Below are 16907 nucleotides of genomic sequence, written 5' to 3' on the forward strand. Positions count from 1 at the left end.
ATTTTAATAGATAGCTGCCAATAATGCTTCAGCTTGAGCTGCGAGTTCAGCTTGTTTTTCTTCGGAAACTGTCAGTTGACCTGTTCCCCAGGCTTCCGGGTTAACAGCAACACCAGTAAATGGTTCAACAACTTTCATACGAATAAATGGAAGAAGGCTGCGATAATGTTTGAAAACTTCATCTGGAGAAGTTCCATTGGCTACAGAGGAAACTGTTATAAGTTTTTCATTAAGAGCAGAAGGTCCTGATGGGTTTGAAAGGTCAAGCGCACGTGATAGCCAATCTAAGAGATTTTTAACAACTCCTGGAATTGCCCAGTTATAGGTTGGTGAGAAGAGCCAGATAGCATCAGCAGCGAGAATTTCTTCACGAGCTTTGGCAACAGCCGCAGGAGCTGGGCTTTCAATATCTTGATTGAAAAATGGAACATCTTTGAAATCAAGATAAGAAACTTCAGCTTTGTCAGCAAGAATGTTTTCAGCTTGAGAAGCTAACTGATGGTTGAATGAGCCTTGGCGAAGGGACCCGACGATAAATAGCACTTTTTTAGACATATAAGTCACTCTCCTTTTCTTTTGTACCTGTTTATATTACAACAAATATCACTAATTAGCAAGAAATTAGCTCAAACTTTTGAATTTTTTTAAAATCCGAATCAAATCTTCTTTATCTTGCTCTGTTAAAATGCTAAATACTTGTTGAATATTTTGAATATGATCTGGAAGTACCGCTTCAATTTTACTACGTCCTTCTGGAGTCAATCCGACTAAAAAAGAACGTCGATCAGATGGGTCACAGGTACGAAAAATCCAACCGTCTCGTATCATATTTTTAATGACAACGGTCATATTTCCAGATGTAGCAAGCATTTTATCAATTAAGTCTTGAATGCGTAAGTTCCCTTTGCTATAAAGGGTTTCTAAAACTGAAAATTGAGTTGGAGTCAGATTGTGTTGTTTTGCCGCCTGATTTTCAAAAGGTCGAATCGTGCGAATAGCTTTATTTAAAATAATCATGGTTTTTAAATCTAAATGATTTTCTTGAAAAAGTTTTGTTAGTTTGTCCATAACTGTATTTTATCAATAAGTAGTAATAAAATCAAATTTTAGAAAAAGATAGAAAAAAATCCTTATTTATAGTATAATGGACGAGTGAAAAATAGAAGAAAAAATGATAGAAATTTTATTATTTGGCAATATATTATCGGAAGTGTGATAGTTTTGGTCGTTCTCACTTTTTCTTTTCTTTACATTTTAAATCTATCTATGGATCCTTACCAATCAGCTAAGGTAACGGCTAGTAAAATTGCTCGTCAATATGCGGATTTGGATAAAGTGGATCGCTTTGCTATTTATAACGGTGAAAAAAGTTATTATAGTCTTTTGGGGAAAAATCGTAAAAAGACGCAGCTTGCTGTTCTAATAGAAGCAGATAGTGATAAAATCTATACTTATGAATTGTCCAAAGGGATTAGTCAAGAAAAAGCAAAACAAATCGCTAAAGAGAGTGGTGCCAAACAAATTGATAAAGTGACATTTGGCTATGTAAAAGAGCAACCAATCTGGGAAGTCAAGTCTGGAACAATTTATTATAATGTTGGATTTGAAACAGGAACATTGCTCAGCAAGGAGGGGCTATGATATTATCAAATCGTGTTTTAAATATGGAAGAAAGTGTAACTTTAGCAGCAGCAGCGCGCGCAAAAGCTTTAAAAGCACAAGGTCGTGATATCCTTTCGCTGACTTTGGGAGAGCCAGATTTTCCAACTCCGAAGAATATTCAAGATGCTGCTATCTCTGCAATAAAAGACGGTAGAGCTAGCTTTTATACGGTTACCAGTGGTCTGCCTGAATTAAAGGAAGCAATTGTAGCATATTTTGCAAAATACTATGGTTATACGATTAAACCAAATCAAGTGACCGTTGCGACGGGTGCAAAGTTTTCCCTTTATACCTTTTTTATGAGTGTCATCAATCCAGGTGATGAAGCGATTATTCCGGCACCGTGTTGGGTTAGTTATGGCGACCAGATTAAGATGGCAGAAGGAATACCAGTTTTTGTTCAAACGACAGAAGCAAATCATTTCAAAGTAACCGTTGAGCAATTAGAGGCTGCTCGGACAGAGAAAACGAAAGTTTTGGTGCTCAATTCTCCTTCCAATCCAACGGGAATGATTTATACTGCTGAGGAGTTATTAGCGATAGGTAATTGGGCTGTAGAGCATGATATTCTCATTTTGGCAGATGATATTTATGGCCGCTTGGTTTACAATGGAAATGAATTTACACCGATTTCGAGTCTTTCTGAAGCTATTCGCAAGCAAACAATTGTTATTAATGGTGTATCTAAGTCGTATTCGATGACTGGTTGGCGGCTGGGTTATGCTGTTGGAGAGCCTGAAATCATTGCAGCGATGAGTAAAGTGGCTGGACAAACGACTTCTAATCCAACCGCTGCTTCCCAATATGCGGCGATTGAAGCTTTAAAGGGTCCTCAAGATACTGTTGAAACCATGCGTCAGGCTTTTGAAGAACGTCTCAATACCATTTATCCTTTGCTTGCAGAGGTTCCTGGCTTTGAAGTGGTGAAACCGCAAGGAGCGTTTTACCTCTTTCCAAATGTTAAAAAAGCAATGGAAATGAAGGGCTATTCAGATGTGACAGAGTTTACAACAGCAATCCTAGAAGAAGTAGGTGTCGCTCTTGTAACGGGTGCTGGTTTCGGTGCGCCAGAGAATGTTCGCCTGAGTTATGCGACGGATATGGATACCTTGAAAGAGGCCGTTCATCGTATCAAGGCGTTTATGGAGAGTTAAAAAATGATCGATCATTTTAGCCTTAAGGTAAAGAATTTAGAAGTTTCTAAAGCTTTCTATCAAGCCACTTTAACTCCTTTAAATTATCACCTTCAATTTGATACGGGGCAGGTCGTTAGTTTCACAGAACCGCGAGATGTGGATCCGGGTGGTGATTTTTGGCTAAATGTTGGTCAACAAGAGCCGATGCATTTTGCCTTTAGTGCTCAAACTTGTCAAGAAGTAGATGCTTTCTATCAAGCAGCTTTGGCTGCTGGAGGAAAGGATAATGGTGCACCTGGCGAACGTAAAAATTACCATGTGGGATACTATGCGGCCTTTGTGATAGACCCATACGGGAACAACATTGAGGCTGTTTATCATAAAAAATAAAATAGAAAAGAGAAAAAACGTGTCAACAAAATATACTTCAATTATGGATGTTAAAAATCATGTCGGAGAAGAAGTGACGATTGGTGCTTGGGTTGCCAATAAATCAGGAAAAGGAAAGATTGCTTTTTTGCAATTACGCGATGGGACAGCTTTTTTTCAAGCTGTGGCTTTCAAGCCAAATTTCCTTGAAAAATTTGGTGAAGAAGAGGGTTTGAATAAATTTAATATCATCAAACACTTGAACCAAGAAACAGCTGTTTTGGTAAAAGGAATCGTCAAAGAAGATGAGCGCTCAAAATTTGGATATGAATTAGACGTGACGGATATTGAAATCGTTGGAGAGTCCAATGATTATCCTATCACACCAAAAGAGCACGGAACAGACTTTTTGATGGATCATCGTCACTTATGGCTACGTTCACGCAAGCAAATGGCAATTATGCAGATTCGCAACGCGATTATCTATGCTTCCTATGAATTTTTTGACCGCAATGGCTTTATCAAATTTGATAGTCCGATTTTATCGGGAAATGCAGCAGAAGATTCCACAGAGCTTTTTGAAACAGATTATTTTGGAACTCCTGCCTTTCTAAGTCAATCTGGGCAACTTTACTTAGAAGCAGGTGCTATGGCACTTGGTCGTGTATTTGACTTTGGTCCTGTTTTCCGTGCCGAAAAATCCAAAACACGCCGCCATTTGACAGAATTCTGGATGATGGATGCAGAATATCCATTTGTTACTCATGATGAGTCGCTTGATCTTCAGGAGGCTTATGTGAAGGCTTTGATTCAAGGAGTTTTGGATCGTGCACCACATGCGCTTGAAGTGTTGGAACGTGATACTGATCTTCTTAAAAAATACGTGGCAGAACCCTTCAAACGTATTTCTTACGATGAAGTAATTGACCTCTTACAAGAACACGAAAATGATGAAGAAGCTGAGTATGAGCATATCGAACGAGGTGATGATTTCGGGTCACCACACGAAACTTGGATTTCAAACTATTTTGGTGTGCCAACTTTCGTTGTGAACTACCCTGCTAGCTTTAAGGCTTTCTATATGAAACCTGTTCCTGGTAACGAAGAACGTGTGCTTTGTGCAGACCTTTTAGCACCAGAGGGCTATGGAGAAATCATAGGTGGTTCTGCTCGTGAAGAAAGCTATGAAAAATTATTAGCGAAGATTGAAGAAAATGGTCTGAACCCTGATGACTATGCTTTCTATCTAGATCTTCGTAAATATGGTTCAGTTCCTCATGCTGGATTTGGACTTGGTTTGGAACGTATGGTGACATTTGTTGCAGGAACGAAACACATCCGTGAAGCCATTCCATTCCCACGTATGCTCCACAGAATTGAACCTTAGGAAATGTGAGAGTGGGATAGAAATCAATCATTCGAAGAATTTGATTTTTCAGCAAGTTCTAGTTTCTAGTTGCTGACCTAAAACAGTCCACTGGACTGTTTTACTCCCGCCTCCGCACAAGTTGGTTAGGATAGCCGTTGTCACTTGTATAACAAGGGATAAGGATATCCAACCAACCACTGGGTTTTGCAAGCCAAACTATAAAATGCATGAGGTTGGGAGCTTATGTCCCAACCTCTTTAAAATTGAAATATTATGAAAAATGAATAAGTTAGAAAACTGAACGGGAAGTTCGGTTTCTTCTTAGTAAAGGAAAAAGTATGTTTAGGAGAAGTTACAAAAGAAATATTCCTCTTATGACAGGAGTGGAATTCTTAGGATTTCTAGGTATTACGAGTTTTTGGATTTTATTCCTCAGTCAAAATGGTATGTCTTTACTGCAAATTGGGCTGTTAGAGAGTATTTTTCATGCAACAGGCATTGTTTTTGAAATTCCGTCAGGCATGTTAGCCGACAGGTTTTCTTATAAGGCTAATCTGTATATCAGCCGTTTAACAAGTATTTTGTCATCTATTTTGATGTTGACAGGGCAAGGGAATTTTTGGATATATGCAATGGCAATGATAATCAATGCTTTGTCTTATAACTTTGATTCAGGAACGAGCTCTGCACTGCTATATGACTCTGCTGTAGAAGCTGGTTTAAAAGACCGTTATTTGAAAATATCAAGTTTGATGTCAGGTGTTTCTGAGGCAGCAATCTCTTTAGGAACGGTACTAGCGGGGTTATTTGTACATGGATATTTGTATATTACCTATTATATCATGATTGCAGTTTCTATTATTGTTTTAATTCTGATTTGGTTGATAAAAGAACCGACAATGAAAAAGAAAAATGACGAAGTGGTTACGATGAAGAAAATAATCCTGACGGTAAAAGAAGAAATGAAAAGTAGTCCGAGTCTTTTTGCGTGGATGATGATTTTCCAATTCGTTGGAACAATAATGTGCATGTTTTACTTTTACTATCAAAAGCAATTGCCAGACTTGGCAGGATGGCAGATTTCGACAGTTATGTTGATTGGTAGCGTCTTAAATATTTTGGCAGTTTCTCTTGCCAGTAAGATTGGGAAAACATGGCATTCTTTTCGGATTTTTCCAGTAGTTGTCAGCTTAACAGGAGCAGCTTATGTACTGTCATTTTTGGGAACACCATTCATGTATATTATGATTTATTTGGTAACAAATGCTCTGTATGCCATGTATCAACCAATATTTTACAATGATTTGCAACAGTATTTACCAAGTTCAGCCAGAGCGACCATGTTAAGTGTTGCTTCAATGATGTTCAGTTTAAGCATGATTATCATTTTTCCGATTGTTGGTTGGCTGATTGACAGTTTTGGTTTTGATCAGACTTTTATTGGATTAGGGCTAGTTTTAATCTTACTAACGCCGCTTTTAGTGATTGTATTTCAAATGATTCGTAAACAATTGAAATCAATCAAAAATTAGCTCATTATTTATTATCGCAGAAGTGATTTGTATCTAATTTTTAATGAATGCAACCAGTTGTTGCTGCTTATGATAAAAATAGCAAATATAAGGAAAATTATATACTTATTTTTTACACAACTACAAAATATAATTATCAAATTTAGGAAAGTCTTGTTTAAAAATACTATATATTGTAGTTAGTATAAACTACTATATAATTCCTTAGTGTTATAGAGATGATAGGAGGAAAAATATTATGCGTGACAATCATCTTCATACTTACTTTTCTTACGATTCAGATACTGATTTTAGAGATTACTTGGAACATTATGATGGAGAAATTGTGACGACTGAACATCTGGATTTATCTAATCCCTATCCGTATAATGCAGGCTCTCCTCGCGATGATATTCCTGATTATGAGTCTTATTCTAGAAAAATAGCTTTTCTCAATAAGAAATATGGAAATCGAATCAAAAAAGGAATTGAAATAGGCTATTATAGACCACGTAAGAAAGATACTTTGGCTTTTTTAGAAGATAAAGATTATGATTTGAAACTTTTATCTGTTCATCACAATGGGAAATTCGATTACTTAGAAACTCCTGTTTTGCAATTGGAAAAAATGCAATGGATTCCAGATTATTTAAAAGAATTAGAAGAAGCTATTGAAAGTATTCCAGCTGATGTTTTGGCTCATTTTGACTATGGTTTTCGCAAATTTAATGTGACGGTTGAAGAACTGAAAAACTTTGAACTCCAACTTCGTACCCTCTTTCAAAAAATGATAGAACATAACTTGGCTTTTGAACTGAATGGCAAGTCTATGTATCTCTACAATCATGAAGATATTTATATTTATGCCCTGTCTTTGGTGAAAGAACTAGGTGGAACGAAATACTCTGTTGGCTCTGATGCTCATACGTTAGAACATTTTCGCTTGAATTTTGACCGCATTAAGCAAATCCTAACAGAATTTGACATAGACGAAGGAATGTTGCTATAAAAAAGGGGTTAGAACAAAAAGTTCTTAACCTCCCATTATATTTGTTTTAGATTACAAGGTGTAGTAGTTGTCGGACATGGAAACATTATAATAAATATTCATATTCTCTGATAATTAAACCATTTTCAAACTCAAAAATATCACAGGATAGTTGACCAAAATCGTTTTTGAGAATAGTAACAATCCGATTTTCATTAGTTGAAAAAGTATGCAAGCAGGAAAATTGAACGTTGCTCTGATGATAGGTTTGCTGAATCTTCAGAAGATAGTCATCTATTCCATGAATGACTGAAACTTCTTGCCCGTGCAATTCCCAAGTAATATCAGAATGTAAAAAACTTTGGTACATTTCCAGTCTCTTTGATTTTCTGCTTGAAAGAATAAGGTTAGTTTATCTAAATTTGGCATCAATCGCCTCTTTAATGAAACAACTTTTCCCAAAAAGAAGTTTTCTTTTCTGTTTTTTGAGTTGAATCTGTTTGGAAAAACTCAGAAAATTGTTTAGCAATTTCTTTTTCAGCTATTTCTACTGGATGATCACTATGAATGACCAAGCCAAACGGAGAATTCTTGCAGTTACTAGACACGATTGTTGCTTTGCAGCCAAGGTCTTTTGCTATTTTTAAGTAAAAAATTTGATACTGATTGGTAACCTCGGGAGATATTTTCACAGTTACAGGCTGATAGTCCAAGATAATCTTTTGTAACATTTCTTTAAAGTGGTCGTGGATAGGAGCACTATTAGCCTCATCAATGCTACATTCTGCTACGACCCGTTCTTCAAATGTTCCTAAAAATTTTCTTTGCTCATCAGGATTTAATTTTAATCCCCCTTGAGATTTTTCCATTATTGTTTTATTTATATCTGTCATAAAGTTAGTATAGCATACTTTTTTTGAAATTTATCCAAGAAACATTCGGAAATATAAAACGCTTACATAGAAAATTATCGTAAATTTCATAGAAAGGCACGATTTTTCCTTGAAAAAAACTGATTTTTAAGGTATGATAGGAATGTAAATAAAATAACTCAAAGGAGAGTAAAAAATGTCAATTATTACTGATGTTTACGCTCGCGAAGTCCTAGACTCACGCGGTAACCCAACACTTGAAGTAGAAGTTTATACTGAATCAGGTGCTTTCGGACGTGGTATGGTTCCATCTGGAGCTTCTACTGGTGAACACGAAGCAGTTGAACTTCGTGATGGTGACAAATCTCGTTACGGCGGTCTTGGTACACAAAAAGCTGTTGACAACGTAAACAATATCATTGCTGAAGCAGTTATTGGTTATGACGTTCGCGATCAACAAGCTATTGACCGTGCAATGATTGCACTTGACGGTACTCCAAATAAAGGTAAATTGGGTGCAAACGCAATTCTTGGTGTATCTATTGCTGTAGCACGTGCTGCTGCTGATTATCTTGAAATCCCACTTTACAGCTACCTTGGTGGATTCAATACTAAAGTTCTTCCAACTCCAATGATGAACATCGTCAACGGTGGTTCTCACTCAGATGCTCCAATCGCTTTCCAAGAATTTATGATTGTGCCTGCTGGTGCACCTACATTCAAAGAAGCTCTTCGTTGGGGTGCTGAAATTTTCCACGCTCTTAAGAAAATCCTTAAATCTCGTGGTCTTGAAACAGCTGTTGGTGACGAAGGTGGATTTGCTCCTCGTTTTGATGGAACTGAAGATGGTGTAGAAACTATCCTTGCTGCTATCGAAGCTGCTGGTTATGTTCCTGGTAAAGATGTATTCCTTGGATTTGACTGTGCATCATCAGAATTCTACGACAAAGAACGTAAAGTTTATGATTACACTAAATTCGAAGGTGAAGGAGCTGCAGTTCGTACAGCTGACGAACAAATCGAATATCTGGAACAATTAGTTGACAAATACCCAATCATCACTATCGAAGATGGTATGGATGAAAATGACTGGGAAGGTTGGAAGAAACTTACTGAACGCCTTGGTAAGAAAGTACAACTTATTGGTGATGACTTCTTCGTAACAAACACTTCTTATCTTGAAAGAGGTATTAACGAAGGATGTGCTAACTCAATCCTTATTAAAGTTAACCAAATCGGTACTCTTACTGAAACATTTGATGCTATCGAAATGGCAAAAGAAGCTGGTTACACTGCCGTTGTATCACACCGTTCAGGTGAAACTGAAGATTCAACAATTGCTGATATCGCAGTTGCAACTAACGCTGGACAAATTAAGACTGGTTCATTGTCACGTACTGACCGTATTGCTAAATACAACCAATTACTTCGCATCGAAGACCAACTTGGTGAAGTTGCTGAATACCGTGGTTTGAAATCTTTCTATAACTTGTCAAAATAATTCAGCTATAATATGAATCGGCTAGTTCTGCTAGCCGATTTTTTCTTTAATAATATTGGTAACTTTTAGGAGGGCGATATGGACAAGATTGAAGAACTGGCTCAGATCATTCAAAGTAGCCAAAATATTGTATTCTTTGGTGGTGCAGGTGTTTCAACTGAATCTGGTATTCCGGATTTTCGCAGCTCAAATGGTATTTACAATATTGAGTTAAACCAGCATTTTTCAGCAGAGCAACTAGTTTCACATACGATGTTTGAACGTTATCCAGAACAGTTTTTTGACTTTTACAAGAAATATCTTATTTATCCTAACGCTAAGCCAAATGTAGCCCATGAATATTTAGCTTATCTAGAAAAGCTAGGGAAATTAAAAGCAATTGTTACCCAGAATATTGATAGTTTACACGAGATGGCAGGAAGCAGGAACGTATTAAAAATTCATGGTAGTGTTGACCGAAATTATTGCACCAACTGTCATCGTTTTTATGACTTAGAGGATTTTTTGAAATTGCCAGGAATCATTCCTTATTGCGAGACTTGTGGTTGTGTAGTTAAGCCAGATGTGACTCTTTATGAGGAACCGTTAAATATGGAAGTTTTTTCTCAAGCTATTCAGGTTATCAGTCAAGCTGACCTACTCATCATTGGCGGAACATCGCTAGTTGTTTATCCAGCTGCTAATTTAGTTCATTATTTTCAAGGACGGCACTTAGTTGTTATCAATAAAAACAATGTACTACAAGATAGTCAAGCTGACTTAGTCATCAAGGGCAAGATTGGAGAAGTGCTGAGTAAGGCATGGAAAGTAATGGGGTAGTCATTTTCAAATCAAATGATGGTTTCAATCATGTGCTTAGCTGTATTTTTTAGAGATAGTAGATTAAAAAATGTCCTCCATGACGGAAATTTTGGAAAATGTCCTTTATAATGGAAATTTTTTTAAATTTCCATTATAATAGACAAAAAGAGGTGAGAAGATGATGTACGTTGCTCTTATTGGAGACATTATTGAATCAAAAAAAATACAAGATCGAGCGCAGGCGCAACAGAAATTGTTGCAATTAATGAAAGAGTTGAATCAGCAATATCAGAAATATTTAGTTTCTCCCTTTACAGTCACAGCTGGCGATGAATTTCAAGCTTTGTTTTTACCAAATTCGGATATGTTTCAAATCATGGATCAGCTTTCTATGGCATTTGCTCCTTATGAAATTCGATTTGGGATTGGTGCTGGAGACATGATTACAGAAATTAACAAAGAACAAAGCATTGGTTCTGACGGTCCGGCGTATTGGCTCGCGAGAGAAGCGATTAACTATGTTCATGATAAGAATGACTATGGCATCAATCACATTTCGGTTTCTTTGGCAGACGAAGAAGTCGGTCAGACAATCAATGCTATTTTAGCTGCGTGCTCTTTTATTCAGTCCAAGTGGACAGATATCCAATATGATGTCCTCAAACAATTACTAGCTGAAAATATATACGATGAAACATTTTCTCATAAAGAAATGGCAAAACTACTTGGTATCACTCCGAGTGCTTTCAACAAACGTATCAAGGCGAGTGGGTTAAAAATTTATCTCAGAAATAAACGAGTTGCGATGAACTTGATGTTAAATGCGATAGAGAAGGAGGAGAAACATGTCTAATTTGTGGGGATTTTCAGACTATTTTATACAACATCCAATCTTGTTGTTAACCTTATTAGCGCATGTTTTAGCTGATTTTCAATGGCAAAGTCAAAAAATGGCAGATTTAAAATGTCGAAAATTGCCTTATTTATTGCTGCATTTAGCCATTGTTTTTCTTCCGTTGCTGATTTTGAGTATCTTTTTCCCGAAAAATATTATTTACTTTATCGCTGTTTGGCTTAGTCATGTAGTTATTGATTTCCTGAAATACAGGCTCAACACGTTTATAGAAATAAAGAAACTCACAAAGCAAGTTTTCATCATTGACCAACTCCTTCATTTGATTTGTATTTTTCTATTTTATGCTTTATTAGCTAATAAAATCAACCCACAATGGCTGAAAAATGGAGCGTCAGTTGCTCAAACTCTTCTTTTCTTAGCAATCGTTGGAAAGCCTGTTAATATTTTATTTAAGCTTTTCTTCAATAGGTATCAGTCAAAGGGAGATAACCAAGACACTATAGCAGGTGCAGGTGCGATGATTGGGATTTTAGAGCGTTTTATTATGGCTTTGTCTCTTATATTTGGGCAGTTCGCTTCCGTTGGCTTAGTCTTTACTGCTAAGTCAATCGCACGGTATAACAAAATTTCTGAAAGTCAGTCCTTTGCAGAATACTATCTCATTGGCTCACTTTTTAGCATGATTAGTGTGTTAATTGTTTTTGGTTTGCTTTATTTGTAATATAAAAACTGTAGTTTAGTGATTGACTACAGTTTCGTTATATTATTGAATTTCATAGCCCATGAGGAGACCATTTTCTTCAGCATAAAAGCTACAAAGTCCAGAAGTCGGGATGACTTCAATAACAGCTTGTGGGAATCTTTCACGAACCATTTCGGAAAATTGCTGGCAAAACTTGGGATTATTTCGATGAGCAATAATGATTTGTCCACCGGCATAGCCTGCTTTGATGAGTTCATCAAAAGCTGCTATTAGTGATTTTTTAGCACCACGCGCCTTTTGAAGCAACTCCAACTTGCCGTCTTGACTGGCTTCGCCGACCATACGAATATTCAATAATCCTACAACAGCTCCAAGCAATTTGCTTAGTCGTCCATTTTTAACTAGGTTATCAACCTTGGAGAGAACGAAAAGTAACTTCGTTTTTGCTTGATAGGCTGTAATTTCTTTTATGACTTCTTCATAACTTAAACCTTGACCGATAAGAAGATTAAGCTTTTTGATAATCAAATCATTTTCACCGCCAGCAGAAAGAGTATCAATAATGTGGATATTCACGTCAGGATGGTCTTCAAGATAGAGTCTTTTAGCCACTTGTGCGCTATTATAGCTTCCTGATAGGGTTCCTGTAATGGTGACCACAAAAATATTTGAAGCTCCAATAAAAGCTTTCATATAGTCATCTGGACTAGGGCAAGCAGACTTTGAAGCCGAAGAAGTGGTATACATTTTTTCCATCATATTATCAATATTGAGCTGAGCATTATCTATAAAGATTTCATTGCCCACTTGAATGGTCAGAGGAACACTTTCAAATAAGGTGTCAACAGCAAGGTTTTCGATAGTTCTATAATCACAGCCTGAATCAGCTACAATTTTCCAAGTCATTCAATTTCTCCTTTAGTGGGATGATCCCTTAATTAGACATTGACAAAAGGTTTGCCTTTTTTTACAATTATATCATGAAAACACCGCTTTAGAAAGCCTTTACAGTCGGTTGTTACATGTAGAAAGAAAATGTTATGTCGGAACGTAAAATATCGAAAAAATCTTTAGAAAATCTAAAAATATCAAATCAGGAATCTAACCGAATTACAAAAGAATCCTTAGAAATCTCGCTATTGCAATTGTTGGAAAAGAAGGAGTTGACAAAAATTACCATTTCTGAATTAGTAGAGAGAGCTGGTGTCTCGCGCGCAGCTTTTTATCGAAATTATGATTCAAAAGAAGAAATTTTACAAGAGATTTTCCAACGAACAGTACAAAAGATTACCGATAAATTGGCACAATTCAATATGAGAACCGAGCTTTATCAAGTGTGGCTGTTCTTGTTTAAAGAAGTCAAAAAAGAAGCACGAATCCTTAGCTTAGCAGTGGATTATAATTTAGAAAAACTGTTGACAAGTGCTGTGTTTGATTTCTTGGAAAAACAAAATAGTTCCAGAAAAGAAGCTTCAACTTACATGAATTCATTTTGGAGTTCGGCGGTGGTTTCTGTTTTAATCAAATGGACAAAAGACGGCATGAAAGTTCCAGCAGAAAAGATTGCATCGCTCGGACTGCCGCTTTTTCCACATCGAAAAAATGATAAACTGAGTGATAAGTAAGAGAAGAAGGTGACAATATGGCGACAAAAAGATTGGCTTGGGACGAATATTTTGCAGCACAAGCGCTCTTGATTGCAAATCGCTCAACCTGCAAACGAGCAAGCGTTGGTGCAGTTATTGTAAAGGATAATAAAGTTATTTCAACAGGATATAATGGATCTGTTTCAGGAACGGAACACTGCATCGATCATGAATGCCTGATAGTTGACGGGCATTGTGTGAGGACTTTACATGCAGAAGTAAATGCGATTTTGCAAGGTGCAGAGCGTGGAATCCCAAAAGGATTTACTGTTTATGTCACACATTTCCCTTGCCTTAATTGTACGAAACAGCTTTTACAAGTTGGTTGCAAGCGAGTGGTTTATATCAATCGATACCGTATGGATGATTATGCGCGATATTTATATAGCGAAAAGAAAGTTGAGCTAGTACATCTGCCAATCGAAAAAGTAAAAGAAGCGATCTCGGAGACTGATTTGATATAACTTTTAAAGTGTGACTTTTGTTTTCTATGAATAAAAGGAAAGAAATTATGACAGAAGAACAACTTCAAAAAGCCTGGCAAGCATTGTTTGACGGGCAATATCAGCTTGCCAAGCAATTCGTTTATCAAATAGACCAAGATAGTTATAGTACGCTGAATTTAAAAGCTTATATTGCTTTGGAAGAAAAGGATTTTCAGTTGGCTCGTCAGGTTTTAAAAGACTATTATGCTCAAGCTATGTCTGAAAAGAATCTGGAAGAACAGCATATAGGCTTACATCAATTAGCGATGGTCGAACGAGAAGAAGAGCATTTTCAAAAGGCTTATGACTTGATAATGGCAGAAGCTGCAATTATTACAGAGCATTTCCCCGATGATGTCCTAAAGGCATCGGTCAATTTGTACGAACAGGGGTATTTACAATTCAAACTTGGAAATATTCACCTTGCAGAAGAACTTTTGCAAGAAACACTAAATTTAGCGTTGCAGACAGATGACTTTGTCAATCATGCTTGTGCTTATCGGGGCTTGGCTGAGGTAATGTTAGCTAAGGGAGATATAAAAATGGCTAAATTTGATGCTCAAAAAGCACTGGCGTGTTTTGAAAAAGCAGGTGATACCGTTGGAGCAGCAGGGCTGAAGGACATAATGGCACAGATAAACTCACAAGGTAGAAGTTTGTAAATAATGTTTGTGAAATAAGATATTCTAATGTAAAAGTTAGAGTATTTTTCTTTTTAGAATAATTTTAGCGAACGATAAGATGAAGATTGCTCAATAAGGTTTTATTTTACCAGAAAATCTTGTATAATAGAATCAAAAAAGAATAAAAGAGGATTGATTATGAAAAAGGAAAAATTCATTATCCCCATTTTGTCAACATTGCTAATTGCTCCAGCAATTTTAGCACATCAGGTTTCTGCTGATGCTGTAGATCCAGCTGCTTCAACAGCACCTGTAGAGCAAGTAGAAGTTCCTAAAGAAAATCAGTCGGTAGCCCCTACGATCGCTCAAGGCGATTCAGCAGTTTCGCCTGCTACTGAAGCTTCCACGGAGAAAGTAACAGAAAAGAGCGAGAACAAACAAGTTGAAACTTCTGTAACTCCAGCAGATTCTATAACTCCAGCCGCTCAAGCGGTTGCTGCACCTACAACTCAATCTGAAAAAGATACGGTTATTCTTCATACAAATGATGTACACGGTCGTATTGTGGAAGAAAAAGGAGTCATTGGCGATGCTAAATTAGCAGCAGTCATTGAGCAAGAACGTGCAAAGACCAATCAAACAACACTTGTTGTGGATGCAGGCGATGCTTTTCAAGGACTTCCGATTTCCAATAGCTCAAAAGGAGAAGAACGCGCGAATATATTAAATAAGATTGGCTATGACGCAATGGCGGTCGGAAATCATGAATTTGACTTTGGTTTGGATGAGGTGAAAAAATACAAAGAAATTTTGAAATTCCCTCTTCTTAGTGCCAATACTTATGTCAATGGAGCACGTCTTTTTGAAGCTTCTACGATTGTTGATAAAGACAAGAATGTTGTGGGAGATGAATTTGTGGTTATTGGGGTGACAACGCCAGAAACTGCAACAAAAACACACCCACGCAATGTTCAAGGGGTTACGTTTACAGATCCAATTTCAGAAGTCAATAAAGTCATTGAAGAAGTGGAATCTCGTGCGAAAGCGGAAGGTAAAACTTACAAACATTATGTCGTTTTGGCGCATTTGGGTGTAGATACGACGACACCAGTTGAATGGCGCGGTTCTACCTTGGCAGAAGCATTATCAAAAAATCCTTTGCTAAAAGGAAAACGTGTGACAGTGATTGACGGGCATTCACATACTGTAGAATCAGTGACCTATGGCGACAATGTTACTTATAATCAAACAGGTAGTTACTTGCATAATATCGGAAAAGTAACGTATAAATCTGGTCAAATCTTAGGAAATCCTCAACAAATCTCAGCCAATTCAGTAAAAGGCGTTACTCCGGATCCAGCTATTCAGCAATTAGTAAACAAAATCAAAGAGAAATATGACCAAGAAAACGCAAAAGTGGTCGTTGCTAATAGCCCGGTTGAGTTAAATGGTAATCGAGAAAATGTCCGTGTGCGGGAAACCAATCTTGGAAATGTCGTAGCAGATGCGCTCTATGAGTACGGGCAAACAGGATTCAGTCATAAGACAGACCTTGCTGTAACTAACGGCGGCGGACTTCGTGAAACAATTGCGAAAGGAAAACCAATCACCAAAGGAGATATCATTGCTGTTCTACCATTTGGTAATACCATTACTCAAATAAAAGTAACTGGGCAAAACATCGCAGACATGTTTGCTAAGTCTTTAGGTTCTATTGTACAAGAAAAAGACGGCAAACCAGTCCTAGATGAAAATGGGCAACCGTTACTTGAACCAAGCGGCGGTTTCCTACAAGTTTCTGGAGCAAAAGTTTATTATGACACTACCTTGCCAGCCGATAAGCGTATTCTTGGCATTGAAATCAAAAATCCTGAAACAGGAAAATACGAAAAATTAAATCTCGCAAAAACTTACTATCTTACAACCAACGATTTCTTGGCTGCAGGTGGTGATGGTTATGGTATGTTGGGCGGGGCTCGCGAAGAAGGTCCTTCAATGGATGTGGCTTTTGCGGACTATTTAGCAAAAACAGACTTAACAGCTTATGCGGTTGTCAATCCTAATTCACGAACTATCTCAATCTCAACTGCACAATACAAGAAACTTCAGGATCAAGCTGCTAACCAAGTGAAGCCAAATGAAACTGGAGAAAAAGAACTTGTGCCAGCAGTTCAAACAAATACACATCAAAGAACGGCAACGATTCCAGTCAATGTACACAAACAATTTGTGACTTCAGGTCAAAAGAGCTTGCCAGAAACAGGTACAACAGATACCACCTTTATCAGTTTACTTGGCTTTGTCGTTGGACTTTTAGGATTATCCAGATTTAAAAAAGCTCACAAAGAATAAAATAAGAGGAAGCTAAGATTTTTTATCCTAGCT

18 protein-coding genes and 1 pseudogene are annotated in these 16907 nt (G+C 37.1%); 14 read left to right on the forward strand and 5 right to left on the reverse strand.

The window, feature by feature from the left end:
• Positions 1-3 precede the first annotated feature (3 nt).
• Together HMPREF2634_RS05830 and HMPREF2634_RS05835 are read right to left on the reverse strand one after the other, a co-directional pair.
• Entirely contained in the window at positions 4-555 is a 552-nt protein-coding gene (locus HMPREF2634_RS05830) for an NADPH-dependent FMN reductase (RefSeq protein WP_021001729.1), read from the reverse strand.
• 66 nt (positions 556-621) lie between these two features.
• On the reverse strand, positions 622-1068 hold the full coding sequence (locus HMPREF2634_RS05835) for a MarR family winged helix-turn-helix transcriptional regulator (RefSeq protein WP_021001728.1): 447 nt from the start codon (positions 1066-1068) through the stop codon (positions 622-624).
• A gap of 84 nt (positions 1069-1152) precedes the next feature.
• Here HMPREF2634_RS05835 and HMPREF2634_RS05840 point away from each other — a divergent pair, with 84 nt between their 5' ends.
• From HMPREF2634_RS05840 to HMPREF2634_RS05865, 6 genes are all read left to right on the forward strand, one after another.
• Positions 1153-1641, forward strand: a complete 489-nt coding sequence (locus HMPREF2634_RS05840) for a cell wall elongation regulator TseB-like domain-containing protein (protein ID WP_037593712.1) — start codon at positions 1153-1155, stop codon at positions 1639-1641.
• Positions 1638-2816 carry a pyridoxal phosphate-dependent aminotransferase gene (locus tag HMPREF2634_RS05845; protein ID WP_021001726.1) on the forward strand — a complete coding sequence of 393 codons (1179 nt, stop codon included), beginning with the start codon at positions 1638-1640 and terminating at the stop codon, positions 2814-2816. The genes HMPREF2634_RS05840 and HMPREF2634_RS05845 overlap by 4 nt, the downstream gene beginning before the upstream one ends.
• Positions 2817-2819: 3 nt before the next feature.
• Positions 2820-3188 (forward strand): VOC family protein, encoded by a 369-nt coding sequence (locus tag HMPREF2634_RS05850; protein WP_021001725.1) that lies wholly within the window; start codon positions 2820-2822, stop codon positions 3186-3188.
• A 19-nt stretch (positions 3189-3207) separates the two neighbouring features.
• Entirely contained in the window at positions 3208-4554 is a 1347-nt protein-coding gene (gene asnS, locus HMPREF2634_RS05855) for an asparagine--tRNA ligase (protein ID WP_003024388.1), read from the forward strand.
• Between the two features lie 320 nt (positions 4555-4874).
• The gene (locus tag HMPREF2634_RS05860) at positions 4875-6068 is read left to right on the forward strand and encodes an MFS transporter (protein WP_021001723.1); all 1194 of its coding nucleotides are present in this window, start codon (positions 4875-4877) and stop codon (positions 6066-6068) included.
• Between the two features lie 238 nt (positions 6069-6306).
• A complete protein-coding gene (locus HMPREF2634_RS05865; RefSeq protein ID WP_021001722.1) occupies positions 6307-7056 on the forward strand; it encodes a PHP domain-containing protein in 750 nt (249 codons plus the stop codon).
• 85 nt (positions 7057-7141) lie between these two features.
• Here the strand turns inward: HMPREF2634_RS05865 and HMPREF2634_RS05870 are convergent.
• Both HMPREF2634_RS05870 and HMPREF2634_RS05875 read right to left on the reverse strand, forming a co-directional pair.
• Positions 7142-7464, reverse strand: a pseudogene (locus HMPREF2634_RS05870) (nuclear transport factor 2 family protein).
• Positions 7465-7475: 11 nt separating this feature from the next.
• Entirely contained in the window at positions 7476-7928 is a 453-nt protein-coding gene (locus HMPREF2634_RS05875) for a YueI family protein (protein ID WP_021001720.1), read from the reverse strand.
• A 175-nt stretch (positions 7929-8103) separates the two neighbouring features.
• Here HMPREF2634_RS05875 and eno point away from each other — a divergent pair, with 175 nt between their 5' ends.
• The 4 genes from eno to HMPREF2634_RS05895 all read left to right on the forward strand — a co-directional run bounded on the left by eno (position 8104) and on the right by HMPREF2634_RS05895 (position 11786).
• Positions 8104-9408, forward strand: coding sequence for a surface-displayed alpha-enolase (gene eno / locus HMPREF2634_RS05880; RefSeq protein WP_070836391.1), 1305 nt, complete (start codon positions 8104-8106; stop codon positions 9406-9408).
• A gap of 78 nt (positions 9409-9486) precedes the next feature.
• Complete coding sequence (locus HMPREF2634_RS05885; protein WP_003024399.1) at positions 9487-10227, forward strand: NAD-dependent protein deacylase; 741 nt, start codon at positions 9487-9489, stop codon at positions 10225-10227.
• A gap of 160 nt (positions 10228-10387) precedes the next feature.
• On the forward strand, positions 10388-11062 hold the full coding sequence (locus HMPREF2634_RS05890) for a SatD family protein (protein ID WP_021001719.1): 675 nt from the start codon (positions 10388-10390) through the stop codon (positions 11060-11062).
• Positions 11055-11786 (forward strand): DUF3307 domain-containing protein, encoded by a 732-nt coding sequence (locus HMPREF2634_RS05895; protein ID WP_003024403.1) that lies wholly within the window; start codon positions 11055-11057, stop codon positions 11784-11786. Before HMPREF2634_RS05890 ends, HMPREF2634_RS05895 begins: the two co-directional genes overlap by 8 nt.
• Before the next feature lie 42 nt (positions 11787-11828).
• Here HMPREF2634_RS05895 and HMPREF2634_RS05900 read toward each other — a convergent pair whose 3' ends face one another.
• On the reverse strand, positions 11829-12674 hold the full coding sequence (locus tag HMPREF2634_RS05900; RefSeq protein ID WP_021001718.1) for a DegV family protein: 846 nt from the start codon (positions 12672-12674) through the stop codon (positions 11829-11831).
• Positions 12675-12808: 134 nt separating this feature from the next.
• Here HMPREF2634_RS05900 and HMPREF2634_RS05905 point away from each other — a divergent pair, with 134 nt between their 5' ends.
• From HMPREF2634_RS05905 to nt5e, 4 genes are all read left to right on the forward strand, one after another.
• Entirely contained in the window at positions 12809-13393 is a 585-nt protein-coding gene (locus HMPREF2634_RS05905; protein WP_021001717.1) for a TetR/AcrR family transcriptional regulator, read from the forward strand.
• A 17-nt stretch (positions 13394-13410) separates the two neighbouring features.
• Positions 13411-13878 (forward strand): deoxycytidylate deaminase, encoded by a 468-nt coding sequence (locus tag HMPREF2634_RS05910; RefSeq protein WP_021001716.1) that lies wholly within the window; start codon positions 13411-13413, stop codon positions 13876-13878.
• A gap of 47 nt (positions 13879-13925) precedes the next feature.
• Positions 13926-14561 carry a hypothetical protein gene (locus HMPREF2634_RS05915; protein ID WP_021001715.1) on the forward strand — a complete coding sequence of 212 codons (636 nt, stop codon included), beginning with the start codon at positions 13926-13928 and terminating at the stop codon, positions 14559-14561.
• Between the two features lie 159 nt (positions 14562-14720).
• Positions 14721-16874, forward strand: coding sequence for a cell surface ecto-5'-nucleotidase Nt5e (gene nt5e / locus HMPREF2634_RS05920; RefSeq protein ID WP_021001714.1), 2154 nt, complete (start codon positions 14721-14723; stop codon positions 16872-16874).
• The last annotated feature ends 33 nt before the right edge of the window (positions 16875-16907 follow it).

The organism is Streptococcus sp. HMSC034B03, assembly GCF_001838575.1.
In the GTDB taxonomy this organism is placed as follows: Bacteria; Bacillota; Bacilli; order Lactobacillales; family Streptococcaceae; genus Streptococcus; species Streptococcus anginosus.

What these genes read in the sequence shown, in the direction of transcription:
- HMPREF2634_RS05885 (WP_003024399.1), top strand. Translation starts at nt 9,487, where the DNA reads ATGGACAAGATTGAAGAACTGGCTCAGATCATTCAAAGTAGCCAAAAT.
- HMPREF2634_RS05910 (WP_021001716.1), top strand. Translation starts at nt 13,411, where the DNA reads ATGGCGACAAAAAGATTGGCTTGGGACGAATATTTTGCAGCACAAGCG.
- HMPREF2634_RS05850 (WP_021001725.1), top strand. Translation starts at nt 2,820, where the DNA reads ATGATCGATCATTTTAGCCTTAAGGTAAAGAATTTAGAAGTTTCTAAA.
- HMPREF2634_RS05905 (WP_021001717.1), top strand. Translation starts at nt 12,809, where the DNA reads ATGTCGGAACGTAAAATATCGAAAAAATCTTTAGAAAATCTAAAAATA.
- HMPREF2634_RS05835 (WP_021001728.1), bottom strand. Translation starts at nt 1,068, where the DNA reads ATGGACAAACTAACAAAACTTTTTCAAGAAAATCATTTAGATTTAAAA.
- HMPREF2634_RS05860 (WP_021001723.1), top strand. Translation starts at nt 4,875, where the DNA reads ATGTTTAGGAGAAGTTACAAAAGAAATATTCCTCTTATGACAGGAGTG.
- HMPREF2634_RS05890 (WP_021001719.1), top strand. Translation starts at nt 10,388, where the DNA reads ATGATGTACGTTGCTCTTATTGGAGACATTATTGAATCAAAAAAAATA.
- HMPREF2634_RS05875 (WP_021001720.1), bottom strand. Translation starts at nt 7,928, where the DNA reads ATGACAGATATAAATAAAACAATAATGGAAAAATCTCAAGGGGGATTA.
- nt5e (WP_021001714.1), top strand. Translation starts at nt 14,721, where the DNA reads ATGAAAAAGGAAAAATTCATTATCCCCATTTTGTCAACATTGCTAATT.
- HMPREF2634_RS05900 (WP_021001718.1), bottom strand. Translation starts at nt 12,674, where the DNA reads ATGACTTGGAAAATTGTAGCTGATTCAGGCTGTGATTATAGAACTATC.
- eno (WP_070836391.1), top strand. Translation starts at nt 8,104, where the DNA reads ATGTCAATTATTACTGATGTTTACGCTCGCGAAGTCCTAGACTCACGC.
- HMPREF2634_RS05865 (WP_021001722.1), top strand. Translation starts at nt 6,307, where the DNA reads ATGCGTGACAATCATCTTCATACTTACTTTTCTTACGATTCAGATACT.
- HMPREF2634_RS05895 (WP_003024403.1), top strand. Translation starts at nt 11,055, where the DNA reads ATGTCTAATTTGTGGGGATTTTCAGACTATTTTATACAACATCCAATC.
- HMPREF2634_RS05845 (WP_021001726.1), top strand. Translation starts at nt 1,638, where the DNA reads ATGATATTATCAAATCGTGTTTTAAATATGGAAGAAAGTGTAACTTTA.
- HMPREF2634_RS05830 (WP_021001729.1), bottom strand. Translation starts at nt 555, where the DNA reads ATGTCTAAAAAAGTGCTATTTATCGTCGGGTCCCTTCGCCAAGGCTCA.
- HMPREF2634_RS05915 (WP_021001715.1), top strand. Translation starts at nt 13,926, where the DNA reads ATGACAGAAGAACAACTTCAAAAAGCCTGGCAAGCATTGTTTGACGGG.